Origin of the sequence: Planotetraspora kaengkrachanensis, assembly GCF_016862895.1 — a bacterium.
Lineage (GTDB): Bacteria > Actinomycetota > Actinomycetes > Streptosporangiales > Streptosporangiaceae > Planotetraspora > Planotetraspora kaengkrachanensis.
Genome location: NZ_BONV01000001.1, coordinates 288361 through 311665 on the forward strand (window position 1 = coordinate 288361; position 23305 = coordinate 311665).

20 protein-coding genes are annotated in these 23305 nt (G+C 71.6%); 8 read left to right on the forward strand and 12 right to left on the reverse strand.

Annotated features, from left to right (window positions below; translation table 11 throughout):
- Nucleotides 1–47 precede the first annotated feature (47 nt).
- A complete protein-coding gene (locus Pka01_RS01305; protein WP_239114622.1) occupies nucleotides 48–1247 on the reverse strand; it encodes an alkaline phosphatase PhoX in 1200 nt (399 codons plus the stop codon).
- Nucleotides 1248–1762: 515 nt separating this feature from the next.
- On the opposite strand from Pka01_RS01305, the gene Pka01_RS01310 reads away from it, so the two are divergent.
- From Pka01_RS01310 to mmuM, 3 genes are all read left to right on the forward strand, one after another.
- On the forward strand, nucleotides 1763–2674 hold the full coding sequence (locus Pka01_RS01310) for a MerR family transcriptional regulator (RefSeq protein WP_203880640.1): 912 nt from the start codon (nucleotides 1763–1765) through the stop codon (nucleotides 2672–2674).
- On the forward strand, nucleotides 2671–5262 hold the full coding sequence (locus Pka01_RS01315) for a VIT domain-containing protein (protein WP_203880641.1): 2592 nt from the start codon (nucleotides 2671–2673) through the stop codon (nucleotides 5260–5262). The genes Pka01_RS01310 and Pka01_RS01315 overlap by 4 nt, the downstream gene beginning before the upstream one ends.
- A gap of 380 nt (nucleotides 5263–5642) precedes the next feature.
- Complete coding sequence (gene mmuM / locus Pka01_RS01320) at nucleotides 5643–6497, forward strand: homocysteine S-methyltransferase (protein WP_203880642.1); 855 nt, start codon at nucleotides 5643–5645, stop codon at nucleotides 6495–6497.
- A gap of 23 nt (nucleotides 6498–6520) precedes the next feature.
- On the opposite strand, the gene Pka01_RS01325 is transcribed toward mmuM, so the two are convergent.
- Both Pka01_RS01325 and Pka01_RS01330 read right to left on the reverse strand, forming a co-directional pair.
- Nucleotides 6521–8059 carry an MDR family MFS transporter gene (locus Pka01_RS01325; protein WP_203880643.1) on the reverse strand — a complete coding sequence of 513 codons (1539 nt, stop codon included), beginning with the start codon at nucleotides 8057–8059 and terminating at the stop codon, nucleotides 6521–6523.
- Nucleotides 8060–8125: 66 nt separating this feature from the next.
- On the reverse strand, nucleotides 8126–8824 hold the full coding sequence (locus tag Pka01_RS01330; protein WP_203880644.1) for a lysophospholipid acyltransferase family protein: 699 nt from the start codon (nucleotides 8822–8824) through the stop codon (nucleotides 8126–8128).
- 127 nt (nucleotides 8825–8951) lie between these two features.
- On the opposite strand from Pka01_RS01330, the gene Pka01_RS01335 reads away from it, so the two are divergent.
- Entirely contained in the window at nucleotides 8952–9716 is a 765-nt protein-coding gene (locus Pka01_RS01335) for an alpha/beta hydrolase (RefSeq protein WP_203880645.1), read from the forward strand.
- A 12-nt stretch (nucleotides 9717–9728) separates the two neighbouring features.
- Nucleotides 9729–10196, forward strand: coding sequence for a hypothetical protein (locus Pka01_RS01340; RefSeq protein ID WP_203880646.1), 468 nt, complete (start codon nucleotides 9729–9731; stop codon nucleotides 10194–10196).
- 125 nt (nucleotides 10197–10321) lie between these two features.
- On the opposite strand, the gene Pka01_RS01345 is transcribed toward Pka01_RS01340, so the two are convergent.
- The 7 genes from Pka01_RS01345 to Pka01_RS01375 all read right to left on the reverse strand — a co-directional run bounded on the left by Pka01_RS01345 (nucleotide 10322) and on the right by Pka01_RS01375 (nucleotide 16288).
- Nucleotides 10322–11500, reverse strand: coding sequence for a beta propeller repeat protein (locus tag Pka01_RS01345; protein WP_203880647.1), 1179 nt, complete (start codon nucleotides 11498–11500; stop codon nucleotides 10322–10324).
- A 104-nt stretch (nucleotides 11501–11604) separates the two neighbouring features.
- Nucleotides 11605–12306 (reverse strand): endonuclease/exonuclease/phosphatase family protein, encoded by a 702-nt coding sequence (locus Pka01_RS01350; RefSeq protein ID WP_203880648.1) that lies wholly within the window; start codon nucleotides 12304–12306, stop codon nucleotides 11605–11607.
- An 18-nt stretch (nucleotides 12307–12324) separates the two neighbouring features.
- The gene (locus tag Pka01_RS01355; protein WP_203880649.1) at nucleotides 12325–13266 is read right to left on the reverse strand and encodes an ROK family glucokinase; all 942 of its coding nucleotides are present in this window, start codon (nucleotides 13264–13266) and stop codon (nucleotides 12325–12327) included.
- 157 nt (nucleotides 13267–13423) lie between these two features.
- The gene (locus Pka01_RS01360; RefSeq protein ID WP_203880650.1) at nucleotides 13424–13915 is read right to left on the reverse strand and encodes a hypothetical protein; all 492 of its coding nucleotides are present in this window, start codon (nucleotides 13913–13915) and stop codon (nucleotides 13424–13426) included.
- Entirely contained in the window at nucleotides 13912–15072 is a 1161-nt protein-coding gene (locus Pka01_RS01365) for an ArsA family ATPase (protein WP_203880651.1), read from the reverse strand. The genes Pka01_RS01360 and Pka01_RS01365 overlap by 4 nt, the downstream gene beginning before the upstream one ends.
- A complete protein-coding gene (locus Pka01_RS01370) occupies nucleotides 15069–15506 on the reverse strand; it encodes an SRPBCC family protein (RefSeq protein ID WP_203880652.1) in 438 nt (145 codons plus the stop codon). Before Pka01_RS01370 ends, Pka01_RS01365 begins: the two co-directional genes overlap by 4 nt.
- Nucleotides 15507–15520: 14 nt before the next feature.
- Entirely contained in the window at nucleotides 15521–16288 is a 768-nt protein-coding gene (locus tag Pka01_RS01375; protein WP_203880653.1) for a metallophosphoesterase family protein, read from the reverse strand.
- Between the two features lie 239 nt (nucleotides 16289–16527).
- Here Pka01_RS01375 and Pka01_RS01380 point away from each other — a divergent pair, with 239 nt between their 5' ends.
- Nucleotides 16528–18312 carry an AMP-dependent synthetase/ligase gene (locus tag Pka01_RS01380; RefSeq protein WP_203880654.1) on the forward strand — a complete coding sequence of 595 codons (1785 nt, stop codon included), beginning with the start codon at nucleotides 16528–16530 and terminating at the stop codon, nucleotides 18310–18312.
- 57 nt (nucleotides 18313–18369) lie between these two features.
- On the opposite strand, the gene Pka01_RS01385 is transcribed toward Pka01_RS01380, so the two are convergent.
- The gene (locus Pka01_RS01385; RefSeq protein ID WP_203880655.1) at nucleotides 18370–19599 is read right to left on the reverse strand and encodes a glycosyltransferase family 4 protein; all 1230 of its coding nucleotides are present in this window, start codon (nucleotides 19597–19599) and stop codon (nucleotides 18370–18372) included.
- Nucleotides 19600–19727: 128 nt separating this feature from the next.
- On the reverse strand, nucleotides 19728–20618 hold the full coding sequence (locus Pka01_RS01390; RefSeq protein ID WP_203880656.1) for a gluzincin family metallopeptidase: 891 nt from the start codon (nucleotides 20616–20618) through the stop codon (nucleotides 19728–19730).
- A 184-nt stretch (nucleotides 20619–20802) separates the two neighbouring features.
- Between Pka01_RS01390 and Pka01_RS01395 the strand changes: the two genes are divergently transcribed.
- Together Pka01_RS01395 and Pka01_RS01400 are read left to right on the forward strand one after the other, a co-directional pair.
- The gene (locus tag Pka01_RS01395) at nucleotides 20803–22203 is read left to right on the forward strand and encodes an MFS transporter (RefSeq protein WP_203880657.1); all 1401 of its coding nucleotides are present in this window, start codon (nucleotides 20803–20805) and stop codon (nucleotides 22201–22203) included.
- Between the two features lie 50 nt (nucleotides 22204–22253).
- A complete protein-coding gene (locus tag Pka01_RS01400) occupies nucleotides 22254–23222 on the forward strand; it encodes a LysR family transcriptional regulator (RefSeq protein WP_239114623.1) in 969 nt (322 codons plus the stop codon).
- Nucleotides 23223–23305 lie beyond the last annotated feature (83 nt).

The following is a 23305-nucleotide window of genomic DNA, read 5'->3' on the forward strand; positions in this document are numbered from 1 at the left end:
CTCCGCCCGACGTCTCCGTCCGCCCGGCGGGCGCCGGCGTCCCGCCGTCAGCCGCGGAAGGGGCCGGCCACCTCGTAGGTGACCCCGCCCGCCGCCGGGCCCGTGCCGCCCCACCGGGACGAGAAGTAGAGCCTGCGCCCGTCAGGTGAGAACGCCGGCCCGGTGATCCATGAACTCTCGTGACCGGCCACACGGACGAAAGGCTCGGCCACGCCCCCGGGGCTGATGACCGTGATCTGCGCGACGCCCTCGTCCTCGGCGATGTAGGCGTCACCCGGCCTCACGACCGTGTCGCGCCCGGTGTCCCCCGAAGGGCCGCCGGCGCGGCCCGCCACCCCGTACGGCTCCGCGCGCCCGTCGTAGAGGACGGTGACCCGGTCGCCGGCGGCGTCGTAGGCCCACATGCGATCGTCGCCTCTGGTCGTGAAGTAACAGAAGCCCGCCGAATAGTGACAGCCCTCGCCGCCGTTGAAGCGTCTCGCTCCGGCGACCTGCTCGCGGACGGGCTCGAACATCGCCACAGGGTTGGGCACCCGCTTCCAGGTCACCGACTCGCAATCCGGCGACCCGGCCATCACTTCGAGCGTGCCGGTGGTGAGATCCCCCCAGACATCGGGGCGGAAGCGGTAGAAGCAGCCGTCGGGCTCGTCCTCGGTGAGGTAGACGACTGCCTGGTCGGGGTCGCAGGCGAGCCCGGCATGCCGGAACTGCCCCATGGCCAGGCGCGGCATCGCGGCGCGCTGGCCATAGGGATCGCACTCGAAGACCCGCCCGTGGGAGGTCTTCTCGCCCGACAGCCACGTCTGCCACGGCGTCGCCGCGCCCGCGCCGTTCAGATCGGTTCCCGACAGGATCCGGCAGACGCCGCCGATCGTCCCGTCCGGTTCGAACCGTACGGCCGAGACCCCGCCGAGCAGCGGCACGGCGGAGTTGGACACGTAGATCCATCCTTCGCCGTCGGGGAAGCAGGCGCCGCCGTCGGGGGCGGCGTGCCACGCGACCCCGCCGACGCGTTGGCCGGACCGGCCGATGACCCTGCTGGTGAAACCCTCGGCGAGCGCGAGGCCGTTGCCGTCCGGCGCCCGGAGGCCGCCGTAAGGCGCCGCCGACTGGTCGGGAACGGCTTCGGACGCCGCGCTGTCCGCTCCCGGGCGGGCCGCCCGGGGGGCCGTCGCGGTGAACGCCGAGCGCCACAGCGAACCCGACAGGACGGCCAGCGCCCTGGACCGGACGAACGTACGGCTCACCGTGATCCCTCCTCCATCTGCGCGTTTCCACTTCGTATGCGTCTGTGATCAGCGGGCTCCAGGGTCCGCGGTGCCGCGTGCGCGCTCGCGACGCGTTCCGCGAGGCCGCGCCGTCCGCGGTGGGAGGGCCCGGCACGGCGCGTGGTCCGACGTCGTGGTGTGACGTCCTGGCGCGACGTTGTGCGTCCGGCCTGCCGATGCGCCGATGTGGGCGCGCCCTCTTCGTGCGACGCCGTGATGTGACGTCGTGGTGTGAGCCGACGCCTGCGGCCGCGGGCGTGGAGTCCGCAGGCGCGAAGCCCCGTCCCGAGTGTCGGCGCTCCGTGCGCCGGCCCTTCGTCCACTATCGCGCCTTCCAGCAGGTCAAGCCGCCACTGCCACGGTCCAGTGGACCGGAGCGCGGTGAACACGGCGGGAAGCCACGTCCTTCCAGTGGCCGAACTTTGCGCTAACCATGGCGGTGGGAACAGTGAACGACGTTGACAGTGTCATTGTGACAGTGTCATCATGAGGACATGCGAGAACCCTGGACCATCAGCGAGCTGGCGGAGCGGGCGGCGAGCCTGCTCGACTCGGCCGGCCCTGTCAACGGCCGGGTCCGCGAGGTGCCCAACGAGCGCCTCATCCGGTGGTACACGACGATCGGCCTGCTCGACCCGCCCCTCGCCCGCCGGGGCAGGATCGCCCTGTACGGACGGCGGCACCTGCTCCAGCTCGTCGCCGTCAAACGCCGCCAGGCGGACGGCCTGTCCATCGCCGCCATCCAGGCCGAACTGGCCGGCGCGACCGACGCCATGCTCCTGCGGGCGGCCCGCCTCCCCTCCCCGCCGGAGGTTCCGGACCTGCCCGGCGCCTCAGACCTGCCTGACGTCCCGGATCTGCCTGACGCCCCGGGCCTTCCCATCGGCCGGGCGTCGGGGAACGGTTCCACGGACCACTCCGCAGCCGGGGGCGCGGGCGGAGCCGATCGGGCCGAGGCCGTGCGCGGGCGGTTCTGGACTCGGCAGGCGCCCGATCCCCCGTCGCCCGCCGTCCGGACTCCACCTCCTGCTCCAGCGGCCGCGGCGGCCACACCCCCCGCCGCCGGGTCTCCCGTCATGCCGCCTCCCGCGCCTTTCCCGGCGGCGTCGCGGCGGGGCGTCGCGGCCGACCGGGGTGCGGCCGTCGCCGCCGAACCACTGATGACCGGACCGGACGTGATCCGTCATGCGCCGGGCCGCTCGATCTCGACCGGACCGGCGTCCGCCGACGTCGTCTACGGCGTACGGCTCGCCCCCGGCGTGACCGTGACGCTCGACGCCGCGGGCAGGCCGGTCACCTCCGACGAGGCGCTGGCTCTGCGCCAGGCCGCAGAACCGCTGCTGTCCATGCTGGCCCGGCTCGGGCTCACGGACCGGTCCGACCACCCTGAAGGGACGACGCCATGACCGTTCCCATCACGCCGCTGAGGCCAGAGGAATGCCATCCCGCCCCTGACGCCGGGTTGGGAGCCCTCGAGACCGGAAGGGGCAACCTGCCTCTCGAGAGCCTCGACGTCACCGCGCACATCACCGGGCTCGTGGCCGGGGTGGACGTGGTCCAGGGCTTCCGCAACCCGTTCGACGTCTCACTCGAGGCGACGTACGTCTTCCCGCTGCCGCCCAGAGCCGCCGTCACCTCCTTCCGGATGGAGGCCGACGACCGGGTGATCGAGGGCGTGCTCAAGGAGCGCGGCCAGGCGCGCGCGGACTACGACCGCGCCCTGGCGGAAGGGCGTCGTGCCGCCATCGCGGAGGAGGACCGTCCCGACGTGTTCACCATCCGGGTGGGCAACATCGTGCCCGGAGAGCACGTCAAGGTACGGCTGGGCCTCAGCCAGCCGCTCCCCTACGAGGACGGCGCGGCCGAATTCCGGTTCCCGCTGGTGGTGGCCCCCCGTTACATCCCCGGTGCGCCCTTGGAAGAGCCGCCGGCGGGCGCCGGAGTCGTCCCGGACACCGACGCCGTTCCCGACGCCTCGCGGATCACCCCTCCCGTGCTCCTCCCCGGCTTCCCCGATCCCGTACGGCTGTCGCTGACGGCGACCATCGACGCGGCGGGTCTCGACCTGCGGGAGATCCGGTCCAGCCTCCACGAGGTCGCCATGGAGGGCGACACGATCAGCCTCCGGCCCGGCGAACGGCTCGACCGGGACTTCATCCTGCGACTGCCGTTCGAGGCCTCGGCGTCACTCGCCCTGGCGCCGGACGAGCACCCCGCCGTCCCCGGCGGAGAGGGGACCTTCACACTCACCGTCATCCCGCCGGCGGACACGGTGTCCGCGGCGACGGCGCGCGACGTGGTGCTCCTTCTCGACCGGTCGGGCAGCATGAGCGGGTGGAAGATGGTCGCCGCCCGGCGGGCCGCCGCCCGGATCGTCGACACGCTCACCACCCATGACCGATTCGCCGTGCTGGCATTCGACTCGGTGATCGAGCGCCCCTTCCCGGACGGGCTCGTCGAGGCCACCGACCGCAACCGTTACCGGGCGGTGGAGCATCTCGCGAGACTGGACGCCCGCGGCGGCACCGAGATCCTCGCCCCCATGGAGGAGGCGCTGCGGCTGCTCTCCGGAGAGTTCGCCGAGGACGACGCCGCGCGGGCAGGAGGCGCACGCCGGGACCGCGTGCTCGTGCTCGTCACCGACGGGCAGGTGGGCAACGAGGACCAGATCCTCGAACGGACCGCGACGCGGCTCGGCGGCATCCGGGTCCACACGGTCGGCATCGACCGGGCCGTCAACGCCGGATTCCTCGGCAGGCTGGCCCTGCTCGGGTCCGGCCGGTGCGAGCTGGTCGAGTCCGAGGACCGCCTCGACGAGGCGATGGAGCACATCCACCGCAGGATCGGGTCGCCGCTGGTGACCGACATCGTGGTGAAGCCGGAAGGGCTCGACATCGTCGCGGAGACCGTCACCCACGTGGGAAGCCTCTACTCCGGGGTGCCGCTGTCGGTGTCCGGGCGTTATCGGGGAGCGCCGTCCGGAGCCGTGACCGTGCGCGGTCTCGCGTCCGGCGGCAAGCCCTGGGAGACCGGTCTCAGCGGCCGGGCCGTGCACGACTCCGCCGCCCGCCCGCTGTGGGCCCGGGCCCATGTGAGGCGCCTGGAGGACCGGTATCTGGCCGGCGACCGTTCGCTGGAGCAGCAGATCATCGAGGCGTCCCTCACATACGGCGTGCTGTGCAGGTTCACGGCCTTCGTCGCCGTCGACACGCGGGTGGTCGCCGACGGCGGGCCGGAACACCGCGTGATCCAGCCCGTCGAGATGCCGAGCGGCTGGGAGGAGCCCGTCGCTGCGCCGCTGATGGCGACCGGAGCGCCGATGGTGAAGATGGCCTCCTTCGCCAGGGCCGAGTCCATCGCCTGGACGGCCGACGAGGCCCTTAACCTGCCCGAGAGCGGCGCGGTACCGCCGGCTCCCGGCGCGTACTCCGGCCCGGCCGTGGCCGGCGCGCTGGGCGGAGCCGTTCCGCCCGCCGTTCCTGGGAGCCCGTCACCGGGCGGACGTGGATTCTCCGTGGGCGCGCGTCTGCCGCATCCGCCGGGGAGAGTCCCGGAGACCGACCTCGACGGGGTCCGCCCGCTGTTGTCGGAGGAGCTCCTCCGGCTTCGTTCGGCACAGAGTCTCCCGGAGCAGGACAGACGGCGCTACCTGGCGGATCTGGCCAGCCGGCTCAAGGTGATCGACCTGATGATCGGCGGTCACTCCGGCCTGGCCGCCCTGGCGGCCGAGCTCGAAAGCGCCGAGAGGGCGTCGGCGGAGCTCGATGTGCTCTGGCGGCGGGCCGTCGACGCCCTGACCGCGATCACGATGGGCAGCGGCTCGGCGTCCTCCCCCGCGCTCGGTTCACCCGAGCCGGGCCGGGCGGAGCCTGGGGGGTCCTACGATCCGGGCTCGCCCGAGCCCGGAGGGCCGCCCTCTGAGCCGGGCGCCGACAAGCCGCCGGGTTCCCAATCACAGGGGACGCGCCGCGGAGCCTTCTGGAAGCGCGGCTGATCACTGCCTGACCGGGCGCCGGACTGACCGGCGCCCGGTGCTGCCCGGTGCTCGGTGCTGCCCGGTGCTCGGTGCCCGGCTCCGTCGGCCGGACCGGACCCGCCGGGGATCGCTGGAGATCAATGGCGATCACCGGGGATCCGGCAGGCCGGTCGCTTCGACTCGGGCGGACCGATCACTGGAGAGGCAGAGGGATCAGTTCGGTTCTGGTAGGCGGATGACATCGGATGGCGGGGTGGGAACGGGTCGCCGAGGCTCCCGCACCCCTCCCGTGTCGGGTCGATCGTCACGCCCACCAGCGGGGACGCGAGAACGACAGCGCAGCACACGATCGATGAGCCCTTTAAGCCCCATGTGCGAGCAACGCATAGTGTTGTCGGGTGAGTTCCCTGGTTCTCGACGGCGGCCTCGCCACCCACCTGGAAGCGCTCGGCCGCGATCTCAGTGACGCGTTGTGGTCGGCGAAGTTGCTGATGGAGGATCCCGGCGTGATCCGCCGGGCTCATCTCGACTACTTCCTGGCGGGCGCCGACGTGGCGACGACCGCGAGCTATCAGGCCAGCATCCCGGGGTTCGTCCGCCGGGGGCTGACGGCCGGCCAGGCGCGTGACCTGATCAGGCTGTCGGTGACGCTCGCCGTGCAGGCCCGGGACGCCGTGGGGCATGGCCTGGTCGCCGCCAGCGTGGGCCCGTACGGCGCGTATCTGGCCAACGGCGCCGAATACACCGGCGACTACGACCTGGACGAAGACGGCCTGCTCGACTGGCATCGGGACCGGTTCGAGATCCTCGCCGAGTCGGGCGCCGACCTGCTGGCCTGCGAGACGATCCCGTCGTTCGACGAGGCGCGGGCCCTCGCGAGGCTGCTGCGGGAGACGCCCTCCGTGCAGGCATGGGTGAGCTTCTCCTGCCGCGACGGCGAACACATCAGCGACGGAACGCCCTTCAAGGAGTCCGCCGCGCTGTTCGGCGATCTCTCCAATGTGGTCGCCGTCGGCGCGAACTGCACCGCCCCGCGGTTCATCTCCAGCCTCATCGAGCAGGGGGCGACGGTCGTCTACCCCAACTCCGGCGAGACGTGGGACGCCGCGGCGCAACACTGGACGGGTCTCACCGACCCGGTCGAGTACGGCGAAGCCGCCGCCGAATGGCGTGCGCTGGGTGCCACGCACATCGGCGGCTGCTGCCGCACCACCCCGGCGCATATCAGCGAGATCAGGTCACACCTCGCCTGAGGAACGGCCCGGGGAGGGCTCCGTCAGCCGCCCATCGCGGCGGGCTGGTCCCCGCGGCTCGCCAGCGGGATCTCCTTGAGGAAGAAGCCGACGACCAGCGCCAAGACCACGAACGGAATGCTGACCAGGAAGACGTCGTCGATCGCGTTCGTGAACGCCACCAGCACATGCTCCTTGACGGGGGGCGGCAGTTGCTGGATGGCCTGGACGTTGTTGGAGTCGACCCCGCCCGCGGGAACCCGCCCGCCGAACTCCGCGGCGAGGTGGTGCGTGAGCCGGTTCGTGAGGACCGCACCCATGATCGCGGTGCCGATGGCCGCGCCCATCATGCGGAAGAACGTGGTCGAACTGGTGGCGGTGCCCATGTCCGCGCGGTCCACCGCGTTCTGGACCGCGGTCACGATCGTCTGCATGGTGAAGCCGAGGCCCGCGCCGAAGAGATAGGCGTAGATCGCGACCTGCCAGTACGGACTGTCCACGCGGATGGTCGCGAGCAGTGCCAGCGCCACTATGAGCACGATCGCGCCGATGATCGGGAAGATCTTGTAACGTCCCGTCCGCGACATCAGCTGCCCCGAGGTCATCGCCGTGGAGAAGATGCCGAAGACGGCAGGCAGCAGGGCAAGGCCGGACCTGGTGGGCGACATGCCCTGGACGGCCTGCAGGTAGACCGGCAGGAAGATCAGCCCGCCGAACATCGCGAGACCGGCGAGGAAGGTGTAGGCGTTGCCCACGCTGTAGATCGCGTTGCGGAACAGGCGCATGGGGATGATCGGCTCGGCCGCCCGCAGCTCGACGAGCACGAACAGCGCCGCGAGCGCCACGAAGCCCGCGATGAGCGCGAGGGATCCCGGCGCCGTCCAGCCGAACTCGCTGCCCGCCCAGTCGAGGTAGAGGAGCAGGCAGGAGACCCCGGCGACGATGATCGCGGCTCCCAGGTAGTCGATCTTGTGAGGGCGGCGCACCAGCGGGATCTTCAGGGCGAGCGAGGTCACGATCAGCGAGATCACCCCGACCGGCAGGTTGATCCAGAAGATCCACCGCCAGCCGGGACCGTCGGTGAAGAAGCCGCCGAGCAACGGCCCCGCGACGCTCGAGGTGCCGAAGACCGCGCCGAAGTATCCCTGGTAGCGGCCGCGCTCCCGGGGCGGGATGACGTCACCGATGATGCTGAACGCCAGGGCCATCAGGCCGCCGCCGCCCAGCCCCTGGATCGCGCGGAACGTGATGAGCTGGCCGATGTTCTGGCTCAGCCCGGCCAGCGCCGAGCCGACGAGGAAGATGCCGATGGCCGCCTGGAAGATGATGCGCCTGCCGTACAGGTCGGAGATCTTGCCCCAGAGCGGAGTCGCGGCGGTCGAGGTGAGGAGGTAGGCCGTGACCACCCAGGAGAGCTTGTCCAGCCCTCCGAGCTCGGAGACGATGCGCGGCAGTGCCGTGCCGACGATGCTCTGGTCGAGCGCGGCGAGCAGCATTCCGGCCGCCACGCCCGTGAGCACGATCATGATCTGCCGATGGGGAAGGTATTCGGAGACCGTTTCCTGTTCCTCGCGAACGCTCATGCGGCTTTCCGTTCTGGATGACGGGGGGCGACGTGGCCACGCTACTCCCCGACCCCGACGGTTCCGCTAGGAATTCTCCCGTGCCGCACGCGCCAACTCGACCTTCGCGCTCGCGGCGTACTTGTCGACGTATTCCTGGCCCGCCAGCTCCATCAGGGCGTACATGATCTCGTCGGTGACCGCCCGGAGGACGAGACGGTCGTTCTCCATGCCGTAGTAGCGGGAGAAGTCGAGGGGCTTGCCGTACCGGACGCCGGGGCGGATGCCGAGCTTGGGCAGGGGGTGGCCCGGCGGCATCATCTCGAACGTGTTGACCATCGCCCAGGGGATCACCGGTGCGCGGGACTCCAGCGCGAGCCGGGCCACGCCGGTCTTGCCCTTGTACAGCCGGCCGTCGGGGGAACGCGTGCCCTCGGGGTAGATGCCGAGGACGTGCTCCTCCTTCAGGATCCGCAGCCCCGTGCGGAGCGCGGCCTCGCTGGCCTTGCCGCCAGAGCGGTCGATGGGGACCGTGCCGACGCCGGAGAAGAACAGCCGGCTGAACATGCCCTTGAGGCCGCGGCCCGTGAAGTACTCGGCCTTGCCGAGGGAGATGACCTTGCGCGGCAGCGGCAGCGCGCCGAAGAAGTGGTCGGCGAAGGACAGATGGTTGCCCGCCAGGATCACCGGGCCCTCTTTGGGCACGTTCTCCACGCCCTCCGCCCAGGGGCGGAACACGAAATGGAGGATCGGCCACAGGATGGCCTTCAACACCCAATAGAACACCCAGGCACCTCCACGGTCGGACGTGAAGTCATCTTCGCACGGCTCACCCCCTCGCACTAACGACGACTTACATGCGACTATCGGGCGAAACAGCCGGGGATTTCGGCCCTGCTACGCGGAGGTATCCATGCCAGTGCTGCCGGGCGCGGAGCCGTACCACAACGACGGCGGGCCGGTGGGCGTCCTGCTGTGCCACGGATTCACCGGTTCACCTCAGGCGTTGCGCCCGTGGGCCGAGCACCTCGCGGGGGCGGGACTCACCGTTTCGCTCCCCCGCCTGCCCGGTCACGGCACCACGTGGCAGGAGATGAGCAGGACCCGGTGGGAGGACTGGTACGCCGCACTGGACAAGGCCTTCGCCGACCTGCGCGGCAGCTGCTCGGAGACCTTCGTCATGGGCCTGTCGCTCGGCGGCTGCATGGCGCTCCGCCTGGCCGAGATCCACGGCGCCGCCGTCCAGGGGGTGGTGGCGGTGAACCCGTCGATCGTGAACGACACGCCGATCCTGCGGCTCGCTCCCGCGCTGAAGTGGGTGCTGCCCTCGGTCCCCGGCGTCGCGGGGGACATCAAGATGGAGGGCGTGAGCGAGCTCGGCTACGCCAGGACCCCCGTGCGGGCGGCCGCCACGCTTCCACGCCTGTGGAAGCTGGTGCAGAACGACCTCGAAAAGATCACTCAGCCGGTGCTGGTCTTCCACAGCAAGGATGACCATGTGGTCAAACCCGCGAGTACGGCGTTCCTCAGAGCCAAGATGGGGGACAACCTTGAAATCAGGGAACTTTCGGACAGCTATCACGTAGCCACCCTCGACAACGACGCAACCGCGATCTTCGAGGGTAGCCTCGACTTCATCCGCTCTCACGCCTCTGTACCCTTGACGAAGGACTTGTGACCCGGGATCGAAGTGACGCCGCAAAGTGACGAGGACGAGGTCTGGCGTCAGATCGTCGCCTCATTCAATGAGAAGGCCGAGGACGCCTCGGCCGATCAGCCATGGCCTGACCGCGAGAACGTCGCCGTCGAGACCGTCCACGAGGACGGCGAGGCGCCCGAGCACGAAGACGAGCCGCGGGACGAGGCCGACGACGAGCCGGACGGCTCCGCGGAGCAGGCGGCCGACGACGAGGGTCACTACGTTCCCCCGCCTCCGCCGCCTCTTCCCCGCGGCGACGCCCTCAGCAGGCTCTCCTGGGTGGCGCTGTTCGGCGGCCCCGCCTACCTGTTACTCGCCGCGCTGCTGGAGTGGCCCATGGAGGGCTGGATCGTCTTCACCGCCGTCGCCGCGTTCATCGCCGGGTTCGTGACGCTGGTGGTCCGCATGGGCGACGGCCCGCCTTCCGACTCCGGCTGGGACGACGGCGCCGTCATCTGACGCAGGCCTTCACCATGAGCGGTGCCGTCATTCTGAGGGCCCGCGAACACGGCGCCGTCGTCCGTAGGGGCGTTTTCGCCGCGACGGGACGCCTCGGCTGAGCACGGCGGCGCCCGACGGCCGGGTCATCCGGCGGCGGACCCTCGCTCACCGCCCGGCGGACCGAAACGCTCGACGAGGTCGGTGTAGTGGTCGTCGTCGCCGAGCGCGTGACCGACCGCCAAGGTGAGACCCGCGACGTGGGTGACGGCCTGGAGCCGCACCGTCCGGTCCGACGACGCCGCGTTGCCGCGGATCGTCGTCCACTTGGCTCCGTCGTACCGGAGCAGGAAACCCTCGGCCGCGTGGTCCGCGTCGTATCCCGACACCCAGTAGGTGCCGTCGCCGTCGCCGGTCACGCCGTACAGCTCGGCCTGCTTCGCCGGGGGGTCGGTCCGGATCCAGCGCTTGCCGTCCCATCGCAGGACCAGCGGGGAGATCTTGCCGCTGCTCCGGTAGACGCCGCCGACGGCGATCGCGTGCTTGCGGTCCCCGACGTAGACGTCGCGGAGGTAGCCGCCCTCGATGGAGGGCAGGTGCACGCTCTTCCACCCGGTGCCGGACAACCGCATGATCAGCGGCTGATCGCCGGTGTCGCCCACCGCCCATCCGTCGGACTTGCCGGTGACCGCCACGCCGTACAGGACGCCTTCCGGGCCCAGCGCCGTCGCCCACGTGCCGCCCTTGGCCGGGCCGCTGGTCGCGGCCATGAGCACCCGGTCGTCCCTGCTGCCCACCGCGACGACCCTGCCGGCCGAGGCCGCCACGCCGCCCAGCCAGTCTCCCGTGCGGAACTGCGGCACGGCGACGCGGTCGAACCCGTCACGCGACCCTTTGGCGACGTACGGCAGGCCGTCGTGGCCTTCGCCGACCGCCCAGACCTCGCCGGGGGACGAGACGGCCACAGAACGCAGGTGGCCCGCTCCCGTGGTGTCCCCCCGGATCCCCACCTCGGTCCACGAGGTGCCGTTCCAGTGTGTGATCACGCCGCGGTTCATCCAGATGTCCCAGACGCTCTGCTGACCGACGGCCCAGATGTCGTCGGCGGACGCTCCGGCCACGTCGGACAACGACCCGTCGGGCTGCAACCTGGCCGACGAGGCGCCCTGGGCGACCTCCTGCTGAGCCGTCTTCCGGTCCGCCTTCTGGCGGCCCGGGTCTGCATGCGCGTGGGCCACCGATGTGGCGCGCAGGAGGGAGCCGGCCATGAGTCCGACGAACAGCACACACATCGGCACCGCACGACGTACCGGGCGGCGGGTCATGAATTGATCGTACGGGGATCGGAGAGCACGTCGGTCAACAGGTCACGATTCCGCACCCGAAGCGATGCCTGGCCGCGACCCGCGCGGAGTATCCCCACACGCCCCTAAACAGGCGCGACGTCGGCGACCACGGGCAGGTGGTCGCTGGCGTGGCGGAGGTCCTGACGTGCGGCGGCCTCCGCACCGCCGCACGCGAGGACGGCCAGCCCGTGATCCACGAAGATCGCGTCGATGCGCATGGCGGGGTCGCGCGCCGGGAAGGTCCGGCCCTCCCCGCGCGGCGCCCGGGCGTGGCCGTCGGTGAAACGGTCCGCGAGGTACGTCCACACCGGTTCGCCCGGCCGCTCGTTCACGTCCACGGCCAGTACGGCTTTCGCGCCCGACGTCCGCGCCGCGTCGTCCAGGATCTGGACGATCTGCGCGGCGTGCCGGAGCCTGGCCCGCGGCACGAGGTCGAGGTGGGCCGAGCCGACGGCGAACCGGGCACCTTCCTTCTCGACGATCGCGAGGGCCAGTGCCCGCCACTCAAGGCCGGGGATCCAGCGCAGCCTCTCCCCCTGCCCGCGGACGACCCGCACGCCGGGACCGGCGAGGACGCAGACCCCTCCGACCCTGCCGCCCGCGGCGACGCTCATTCCGGCGTCGTGGGCCAGCGCCTCCCGCCTGCGCCTCCAGGAGGGGCCGCGTGGCGCCTCCTGCAGGCACAACACGTCGGGCCGAGCCGCCCGGATGACGCGGACCAGCGCGTCGCGGTCGTCACGCAACGACCGGACGTTGTAGGAGACGACGGTCAGCACGTCGGACATGAGGGGGCCGGCGGCGCGTCAGCGCTGCCGGGCGAGGTCGGCGGCACCGACGAGACCCGCGGAGGGGCCGAGCTCGGCGACCCGGATCTCGGCGAGGGGACGGTGTCCCCGGCCGGTGAGCCGTTCCGCGTAGGCCACGCGGACCTTGTCCATGAACAGGTCGGCGGCCGCGGAGACGCCCCCGCCGATGATGTACCGCCCGGGGTCGAGGATCGCCGCCAGGTCGGCCAGCCCCTGCGCGAGCCACTGCGCGAGGGAGTCGAACGCGTCGAGGGCGGCCCGGTCGCCGTTCCTCGCCGCCTCCGTCACGTGCTCGCCCCGCAGGACGTCGACGGAGCCGGCCAGTTCGAGCAGATGGACGGCCGACGAGGGGTCGGCCTCGGCGCTCGCCCGTGCGTCGATCAGCAGGGAGCTCCCGCTGGCGTACTTCTCCCAGCAGCCGCGGTGGCCGCAGCCGCAGGGCCGCCCGTCGGGGATCACCTGCATGTGCCCCCACTCGGCGCCCATCCCCCAACGCCCCCGGTAGAGCTCGCCGCCGAACACGGCGCCGCCGCCGATGCCGGTGCCGACCGTCACGCAGACCACGTGGGTCTCGCCGCGGCCGGCGCCGAAGCGGTACTCGCCCCAGGCCATGGCGTTGGCGTCGTTCTCGACCACCACGGGCAGGCCGACGAGCTCGCTGACCTTCTCCTGCAGGGGCTCCTCGCGCCAGGCGAGGTTGGGCGCGAACCTGACGTGCGAGCGCGCCTCGTCCACGAACCCGGCGGCGCCCACGCCGACGGCCTCGATCTCATGCCGTCCGGCCAGCTCAGACACCACGTCGGCGATCGTCACGGCGACCTTCTCCGGGTTGTCCGCCGGAGTCTGCCTGAGGCACCGCTCGAGAATCCGCCCGTCGTCGTCCACGACCCCAGATGCGATCTTGGTGCCGCCTACGTCCACGCCGATGGTCAGCGCCATGGTGTCTTCCTCTCGCCCTCAGGCGTCCGGCCACGGCCCGGACCGGCACACGTCTTCGAGACACCGTACGGCCGTACGAGGGGTGCCCTCGCCACAAAACCGCGTCGCCGGAACCGACCGAAGCCTGGCCCGGTCAAATCTGATCGAGCCGATCCAATCAGCCGAGATCGATGTGTTCCACTCGGGGTTCCCCCTGCCGTGAGGCGGGCGGCCCGGAAGGCGCTCCCGGAGCCGAGCCGGAGGACGACCCGGACGACGGCCGCTGCAGGGCGTCGAACACCTGCCGCGCCGCGGCGAACAGCTCTCCTCCCGCCGCGATCAGGTGCTCGGCGACGTCTCCGCCCGACTCCTTGCGTGCGGCGATGACCCGGCACACCGGGCACGCGCGGCAGATGTACTCGTCGCCGTGGGACTCCGACACCGCCTCGCCCCACACGTCGTCGTCTCGGTCCCGACGGTCGCCGCCGCCGAAGTTGATCCCGAACCCGGTGGCGCCGCCCTTCACGACGCCCTTGCCGAACTCGCGGCCCATGCGCTGCTGAAGCGCGTCGAGCAGCTTCATCGCCTCTTCGGCGGCCGAGCCGAGCGGGTCCTGCCGCCGGCCCGCGCCGCTCGCGCCTGCTCCGCTGGTGTCCTTGCCGTCTGTCATTTCGCCCCTCCTGCCTCGAACCGTACCCGGAGGCGGCCGTCGGAGAGCGTCGCGGAGGAGATACCCCGGCGAGCGAGGGCCAAAGGCAGGGCGATCACCCGCCGGTAGGGGCCGGCCGTGACGATCAGCTCGTCGCCCTTGCGGGCCAGGTCGACGTCGGCCTTGTCGGCGAGCGGCAGGTCCAGCACCAGCTCGTCGGCGGTCATGCGCAGCGGCGGTTCGGCCTGGGGCCGGGCGAACGCGTCGGCGGAGCCGTACAGCTCCTCCGCGACGCCGGCGAGGGCGGCGGGGCCGACCGGTTCCGCGGCGAGGTACGGCACGGTCATGACCGGCAGCGGCGCGAACGACTCGTCGACCTCGGCGAGCCGCCTGGCCTGCGCCTCGACCCAGCCCCTGCGCCACTCGTCGGCGCCGTCGGCGGGGAAGACCCGGTTGGCGATCACCGCGTCGACGCGGTAGCCGTACAGGCTGAGCGAGGTCAGCGTGCGGCGGGCCTCGGCGACCACGACCGCCTCCGGCGTGAGCACCAGCCGGACGGAGGCGTCCGCGCCGGTCAGCAGCTCGCGGATGTCCAGCAGGGCGCGGTGCAGCCGCTCGCCCGCCGAGATGACCTCTCCCTGCGGGACGCTCACCTTCGCGACGTGCCGCAACACCGGGGACACCGCTCTGAGCACGCGCCTGCCGACCGGGACGAGCCGGTTGACGTGCCAGTCGAACGCCTCGGGCAGGGCCAGCAGCCGCAGGGTCTCCGCGGTCGGCGCGCAGTCGACCACGATGACGTCCCACGTGCCCGTGCGGGCCTGCTCACGCAGCTCGAGCAGCGCGATGATCTCCTCCGCCCCGGGGAGGACCGTGATCTCCTCGGAGGTGATCTCGTCGAGGCCCAGCTCGCCGAACAGGTTGGTGATGTAGTCGCGCAGCTCGCCCCAGTGCCGTTCGAGCGACTTCTGGGTGTCGACCTGCTGGAGGAAGAGGCCGGGAGCGGCCTCGACGGGCTCCTCCGACGCGGGGACGGCGAGGGCGTCGGCCAGGGAATGGGCCGTGTCGGTCGACACGACCAGCGTCTTCAGGCCGCGCGCCGCCGCGAGGGTCGCGGTCGCGGCGGCGACGGTGGTCTTGCCGACGCCCCCCTTCCCCGTGAAGAGGAGGATCCTCATAGGCTCTCGACGCGCTTCTTCAGCCCGTTCAGCGCGGTGTCGACGAGGACCTTCTCCGCCTTGCGCTTGATCATCCCGATCATGGGGACCTTGAGCTCGACGGCGAGCTCGTAGGTCACGTCGGTTCCGGCGTCCCCGTCGGTGAGGCGGTAGCTGCCGCTCAGGCGGGACAACATCCGGCCCGCCTCGGCGATCTCCCAGCTGACGACCTCGTCGCCGGCCCAGTCGTAGGCGAGGACGTACTGGTCGCTGATCACGCCGGCGTCGATGACGAACCGGACCTTGGCGGGCCTGGCGTCCTCCCCGACCTCCAGGACGTCCGCGCTCTTCACCTGGCCCGCCCATTCGGGATAGGCGGCGAAGTCCGCGATCACCGTCATGATCGCCGGTCGGCCGGCGCGGATGGTGACACTCGAGGTGGTGCGATCAGCCATGGGCTAACCGTACTTCACCATTCCAGGGCGAAAGGCGTGCCGCGGCCGCGGAAATGGCCGACGTTGACGCACTCGGTCCGGCCGATCCGCGTCCTGCTCACCAGAGGCTGGTGTACGTGGCCGAACAGGGCGTACCTGGGCTGGGTCGCCTTGATCGCCTCCAGTGTCGCCTCGCTGCCCCGCTCGAAGCGGCGGGCCACGACGTCGTACAGCAACTCCGGCACGGCCGGCGGGATGTGGCAGCACAGCACGTCGACCTGGCCGACGGCCTCGACCTTCCGCGCGTAGTCCTCGTCGTCGATCTCGTACGGCGTGCGGTAGCGGGTGCGCAGGCCGCCGCCCACGAAGCCGAAGGTCAGCCCGCCGATCTCGACCTTCGTTCCGTCGAGCACCTGGTGGCCGGCCCGCAGGTAGTCCTTCCAGAGCAGCGGCAGGTCGACGTTGCCGTAGGTGAGGTACGCGGGCTCGGGCATGGCGGCGAAGATCTGCTCGTACTGTCTCCGTACGGCCGACTCGATGTGCCCGCGCGGGTCGCCGCCGAGGCCGGACCACAACACGGCCGACATCGCCCTGGCGTCGTCGAACCTGCCGGCCGTGCGCAGGCCGATGAACTCGGAGGCCTTCTCCGGGCCGAAGAGGTCGGCGAAGATCCCCTGGGAGTGATCCTGGTAGTCGACGAAGAGGATCAAATCGCCCAGGCACACGAGCGCGTCCGCGCCGTCTCCCGCGCGGGCCAGAGCGTCGACCCGGCCGTGGACGTCGCTGACGACATGAACCCGCATGGCGACATCGTAGTACCGCTCCGATTCGACCGACCAAGCGCTTGACCACAGGTCAGGCGATTGTCCCCTCCCGGCCCGAGCGGCACTGATAGCGTGCGCTTGACCCGGGATAACGCCTATATGACGGATCTACCGGTCCGTAACTTTGCGCGGTAACGTCCGGGGAGATCTCAGGGAATGACGTCCGCGACCGCCGTTCCGGCCTCGCGGAACCGGCGGAGCGTGACAGAGGAGTGACCGTGCGCGAGTTCAGTGTTCCCGTGCTGGTGGATGTGCCCCCGTCTGCCAACTGCACCGACGTGGTGTTCCAGCGCGCGGTGGACGAACCGGACACCGTCGTGATCCGCCGCAAGGACGGCGCCGCCGCCGACGCCCCCTGGAACCCCGTCACCGCCGCGGGCTTCCGCGCCGACGTCGCCGCCGTGGCCAAGGGACTGATCGCCGCCGGCGTCGAGGCCGGCGACCGGGTGGGCCTGATGTCCCGTACGCGCTACGAGTGGACGGTCACCGACTACGCCATCTGGGCGGCCGGCGCCGTGAGCGTGCCGATCTACGAGACCTCCTCCGCCGACCAGGTGAAGTGGATCCTGTCCGACAGCGGCGCCAAGGCCGTCGTCGTCGAGCTGGCGTCCCACGAGGAGACGGTGCGGGAGGCCCTGCCGGACTTCCCCCTGATCTGGCGGATCGACGACGGCGGGCTCGACGAGCTCAAGACCGGCGGATCCGGCGTCGCCGACGACGCACTCGCCGAACGCCGCGCGAGCAGGGGCGGCCACGACCTCGCCACGATCATCTACACGTCCGGGACCACGGGCATGCCGAAGGGCTGCCGGATCACCCACGACAACCTGCTCTTCACGGCGCGCAACGTCTCGCACGGCCCGCTCGAGGCGATGTTCGACGTGGACCACCGGGCGGCGCTGCTGTTCCTGCCCCTCGCCCACAGCTTCGCCCGGATCATCGAGGTGGTGCTGATCGAGACGGGCACGGTACTCGCGCACACCCCCAACATGAAGAACGTCGCCCCCGACCTGCAGGGGTTCAAGCCCACGTTCCTCCTCGGCGTGCCCCGCGTGTTCGAGAAGGTCTACAACGCCGCCGAGCAGAAGGCCGTGTCCGAGGGCAAGGGCAAGATCTTCCACGCCGCCGTACGGACCGCGATCGACTGGAGCCGCGCGGAGAGCACCGGCGGCGCGGGGCTCGGCGTCCGGATCAAGCACGCGCTGTTCGACAAGCTCGTCTACGGCAAGCTGCGCGCCGCGACCGGCGGCGCCCTGAACACGGCGGTGTCCGGCGGCTCGGCCCTCGGCGAGCGGCTCGGGCACTTCTTCCGCGGCGTCGGCATCGAGGTGCTCGAGGGCTGGGGCCTCACCGAGACGAGCGCGCCGTCGACGGTCAACATCCCGGGCGCCAACAAGATCGGGACGGTCGGCAAGCCGTTCCCCGGCGTGACCATCGGGATCGCGGACGACGGCGAGATCCTGGTCAAGGGACGCCACGTCTTCGACGGCTACTGGAACAACGAGCGCGCCACCAAGGAGGCCATCGACTCCGAGGGCTGGTTCCACACGGGCGACGTGGGCGAGCTCGACGAGGACGGCTACCTGAAGATCACCGGCCGCAAGAAGGAGATCCTCGTGACCGCGGGCGGCAAGAACGTGGCGCCCGCCCCGCTCGAGGACGCCATCCGGGCGCACCGCCTGATCAGCCAGGTCATGGTGGTCGGCGACGACCGGCCGTTCGTCGCCGCGCTCGTCACGCTCGATCCCGAGGCGATGGAGCAGTGGAAGCAGGCCAACGGCAAGACCGAGTACTCCACGACCGACCCGGCCCTGCAGGCCGAGGTGCAGGGCGCCGTCGACGTCGCCAACCGCATGGTCTCCAAGCCCGAGCAGATCAAGAAGTTCGTCATCCTGGAGAACGACCTGACCGAGGAGACCGGCCACCTCACGCCGTCGCTGAAGGTCAAGCGGGCGGTCGTGATGCGCGACTTCGCCAAGCAGGTCGACGAGCTCTACGGCTGACCCGCCGCGCAACGGGCCCGTCTCTACGGCTGACCCCGGCGCGTAACGGGGGCCCGTTCATCGGCGTTCCGCGGCGGGCTCGCTCCCTGTCGCGGTCCCCGTCGCCGTCCCCGTCTCGCTCGCCGTTGTGGCGGCCGTCGCGGTCGCCTTCGTGGCCGCCGTCGTCGCCCCCGTCTCGTCGGGCGCGAGGATGCCGGTGAAGCGGGCGGCGACCCGGTCCCAGCCCCACTCCTCCTCGACCCAGGCCCGGCCCCGCTCCCCCATGGCGCGGGCGCGGGCCGGGTCGGCCAGCAGGCCGGTCAGGGCCTCGGCGATCTCCGCCTCCGAGGTGCCGTCGACGACCAGGCCGGTCTCGCCGTGCCGTACGGCGTCGGGGGCGCCGCCCGACGCGCCGGCGACCACGGGAAGCCGGGTGGCCGACGCCTCCAGGTAGACGATGCCGAGCCCCTCGAGGTCCAGCCCGGCCAGGCGGGTGCGGCACGGCATGGCGAACACGTCTCCCGCGTCGTAGTGCGCAGGAAGCCGCGCCCACGGCACAGACCCCGTGAACACGATCGAGCCCTTCGCGACACGGGCCGCCGACCGTTCGAGCGCCTTGCGGGACGGGCCGCCGCCGACGAGCAGCAGCACTGCGTCGGGGATCGCCCGCAACACCCGCGGCCAGGCTTTGATCAGCATGTCCTGGCCCTTGCGCGGCACCAGCCGGGAGACGCACACGGCCACCGGCCGGTCCCCCAGGCCGAGCGACCTGCGGACGCCGGCGCCGCCGGCGCCCGGGTGGAAGGCCGCCGTGTCCACTCCGGGAGCCAGCCTCACCAGCTTGGACTCCGGGATCACCGTCGCGAGCCTGCGCCGCGTGTAGTCGCCGAGATAGGTCACCACGTCGGCGCCCCCGCCGATGCGGCGGAGCACGTCCCGGGCGACGGGCAGCCGGGCCCACGACGCCTCGTGCCCGTGGGTGAGCATCACGACCCTGCCCGCACCGGCCGCGCGCAGGCCGGGGGCGAGCATGCCCAGGGGGGCCGCCGCGCCGAAGACCACGGTGTCGCAACCCCCGGCCAGCTCGGCCGCTCTGCGGGCCACGCCGCGCGTGGGGAGCATGAGGGTCCCCGGATGCCTGACCACCTCGTACGGCTGCCGCCGGTCGAAGGCGTCCGATCCCCTCCACCGGGGCGCGTAGACGATCACGGAATCCGCCGGGCGCCGCGCGGCCAGGCCGTGGACGAACGCCTGGATCCCCCCGGCCCGCGGCGGGAAGTCATTGGTGACGATCAGCGTCCTCCCCATCGCCACCCCCTCTTCCCCGTGATCATGCACACATTCGGGATTACCACCTCTGACCGGCCCCCTCATCTCGCGTGATCATGCACACCTTCGGCATCTCCCCCGCCCACCTGCGCGAACGCATCGCGTGATCATGCACGCATCCGTGCCGGTCGTGCCGCGGCGCCCGCCCACGAGGCGGCCACGGGACCGAGCTGACGCACCACGTAACCCCGCCACGCCTCGGTCAGGGCGGGAAGCGTCATCCCCAGCGTCTCCTCGAGCGCGGCCGTGACACCTGACCGCAGGGCGGCACGATACAAGTGCACGAGCGCGGGCTCACCGAACCGCTCGGCGATGTAGCGGCACGCCAGCCACGCCTCCTCGTACGCCTGCGGGAGCCGTGCCGAGCCGGCCTGGAACATCGAGCGCCCGGGCAGCTCACGCGGCGGCGACCCCGCGCGCACCTCCTCTGCGAGCTCGGCCGCGACGGCGCGCACGGTGAGCGGGGCGTCCAGATATCCGACATAGTCCGCGAATCCCTCCACCAGCCAGGCCGGCATGTCCCCGCCGAGCGCGGCGCCGGTGGCGACGTGGGTCAGCTCGTGGGTGAGCACCACCTGACGACCTATCGCGCTGAGCCGCCCGAAGCCGGACGGGTCGACGATGACGCGGCCCACTCCCGCGAAGGCCGCGAAGCCCTCGACGTGCGCGGGCGCCGCCAGCTCGGCGGCCTGCGCCTCCGTGCCGGGCACCAGCACGACCGCGTCGACCGGTCCCCAGACCCGGGCGACCGTACGGCCGGCCCTGTCGGCGACGGAGGCGACCTCGGCGGCCTGCCGGACGGAGCCGGCGAGGACGATGGTCCGCCCGCCCCTGGCCACGGCCGCCTGCGTCCACATGCCGGGATGCTCCCGCGCGATCGCGCGCGCCATCGGCAGCAGGGTGTCGGGCGCCGCGGCGGAGGACGGCCCGGCCACCGCGAACACCACCAGGACGGCCGCCAGCACGGGCGCCGCCCTCGGCCGTGCGAGAGCACGCATGCCGAGCATCGTATTGCCCGCGCCTGAGAGTCCCGGTGGGTACGGAACACCGGCACGGGCCGTTACCCTTGATCCGCAAGGTGCGGCGAGCCACGTACGCGTGTTCTCGTGCCGGGACTTCCGGCCGGCACGACGTCACCGCGACAGGTGACGTCAGGTCTCTCTCAACAGAGAGTTCTCCGCCATGCCAGAAACCGGCACCTTCGTCCGCGCCCACCTCCGATGGTGGATCTTCACCGTCGTCCTGGTCGCCGACGTCCTCGATCTGCTCAGCACGACGGTCACCAACATCGCCGCGCCCTCCATCCTGCGCGACCTGCATGCTCCCCCGTCTCTCGCTCCCTGGCTGGGGTCGGCATACGCCCTGACGCTCGGCTCCGTCCTGGTGATCGGAGGCAGGATCGGGGACAGGTACGGCCACCACCGGTCGTTCCTCGCCGGCGGAGCGGGGTTCGCCGCCGCCGCGCTGCTGTGCTCGCTCGCCGTGCACCCGGCGTTCCTCATCGCGGCGCGCCTGCTGCAGGGCGTGTTCGGCGCGCTGCTGATCCCGCAGGGCTTCAGCATCCTGCTCCGCGTCTTCCCCCGCGCCGAAGTCGGCCGGGCCTTCGGCCTCTTCGGCCCGCTCATGGCCCTGTGCTCGATCAGCGGCCCGGTCGTGGCCGGGCTGGTGATTCAGGCGGATCCGTTCGGGCTGGGCTGGCGGGGCGTCTTCGCCGCCAACGCCGGGATGGGCCTTGCGGTGTTCCTCGCCGGCGCCCGGGTCCTGCCCCGGGACCCGGGACGGCGAGCGGTGGTGATCGATCCGCTGGCGTCGGTCCTGCTGACGCTCGGGGTCCTCGGCGTGCTCGGCGGCCTCGTCCGGAGCGTGGACCACGGCTGGGACGTTCCGTCGGTTCTCGCGTCGGGTCCGGGGCTCGCGGGTCTGGCCCTGTTCACCCGGCACCAGCTCCGCAGCGAGACCCCGCTGCTGGCCCCGGCCCTGTTCCGCAACCGGGGCTTCGTCGTCGGCGTCCTGCTCGGCGCGCTGTTCTCCTCGGTCGTCTCGGGGCTGCTCTACGTCACCTCGCTGTATCTGCAGGACGGCCGGGGGCTCGTGCCGTCCCGGACGGCGGAGACGATGGCGCCGCTGTCCGTCGGGATCATCGCCGCCTCGTTCACGGCACGAGGCCTCATCGCACGGCACGGACGCCGGCTGGTGGCGGCGGGCCTGGCCCTGACGGCCGCGGGTGTGCTCTGCTACCTGGTCGTCATCGGCGCCGACGGCCGATCGATCTGGCCGCTGGCCGCGCCGCTGTTCCTGTGCGGGCTGGGAATGGGCTGCTGCTTCGGCTCCATCTTCGCCGTCGCGCTGGGCGACGTCGGGGAGGAGGAATCTGGCAGCGCCGGCGGGACTCTCAACGCGGCTGAGCAACTCTTCAACTCCGTCGGCGCGGCGGGCATCTCGGCGGTCTTCCTGACCGTCGGCGCCGCCCATGGCCTGCGTGCCGGCATGTTCACCGTCCTGCCTGCCGTACTCGGCGTGATCGTGCCCTGCGGGTTGTGCCTGCCGTGGCTGCCCCGCACCGCGGCGGCGGACCGGCACTGAGACGGTGACGATCTAGACGTGGCGGCGGCGGACGCACCATCCTGTGGGGGGTGCTGTTACGCCAGTTGGAATATCTGGTCGCCCTGGCGAGGGAACGACACTTCGCCCGTGCCGCCGCCGCCTGCCACGTCTCGCAGCCGTCGTTGTCGGCGGCCATCCGCAAGCTCGAGCGCGAGCTCGGCGTGCCTCTCGTACGGCGAGGCCGGCGTTTCGCCGGGCTCACCCCCGAGGGCGACCGCGTGCTGCTGTGGGCCTACCGCATCCTCGCCGAGTGCGACGGGCTGCGCGACGACCTGTCCGTGATGCGCGAGAGCCTGTCGGGCACGCTGCGCATGGGCGCGATACCGACCGCGCTGACGGCCGCGTCGCTGCTGACGACGCCGTTCTGCGAGCGTCACCCACACGCCAGGGTCTCGTTGTCGTCGTTGTCGTCCAGGGAGATCAACCGGCAACTGGCGGAATTCGAGATCGACGTGGCGATGACGTACCTCGACGACGAGGAGCTCGGCAGCGTGCGCGCGAGCCCGCTGTACGAGGAGCGCTATCTCCTGCTCACCCCGGACGACGGCGCGCTGGCCGGGCGGGACGTCGTCCGCTGGGCGGAGGTGGCCGCGCTGCCCTTGTGCCTGCTGGCTCCAGAGATGCGCAACCGACGCATCCTGGACAGCATCTTCCGCGCCGCGGGCGCCGTCGCGGTGCCCGCCATCGAGACCGACACCGTCTCGGCCCTGTACGCCCATGTGGCCACGCACCGCTGGTCGAGCGTCATCGCGCACGCCTGGCTGTACATGTTCGGCGTGCCCGACGGCATGCGGGTCGTCCGGATGGAACAGCCCGCGCAGGTGCCGCGGGTCGGCCTGGTCGTCGCGGACCGGAGCCCCGAGCCGGTCCTCGCCACCGCGCTGCTGGAGACCACCCGGGGGCTGGACCTGCGCGACACCCTGGACCGGCTGCTGCGCGACCACCTCGCGCCGCTGCCGACCGCAGTGCCGCCGCAGGCGCGCACGGAGAACTCATAAACGGAGAACTCATAGAAGCGCCCTATCCCGCGATAGGAACTTTCGCTTTGACGTGCGGATACGTCCACGCGGAACGTGGAGAC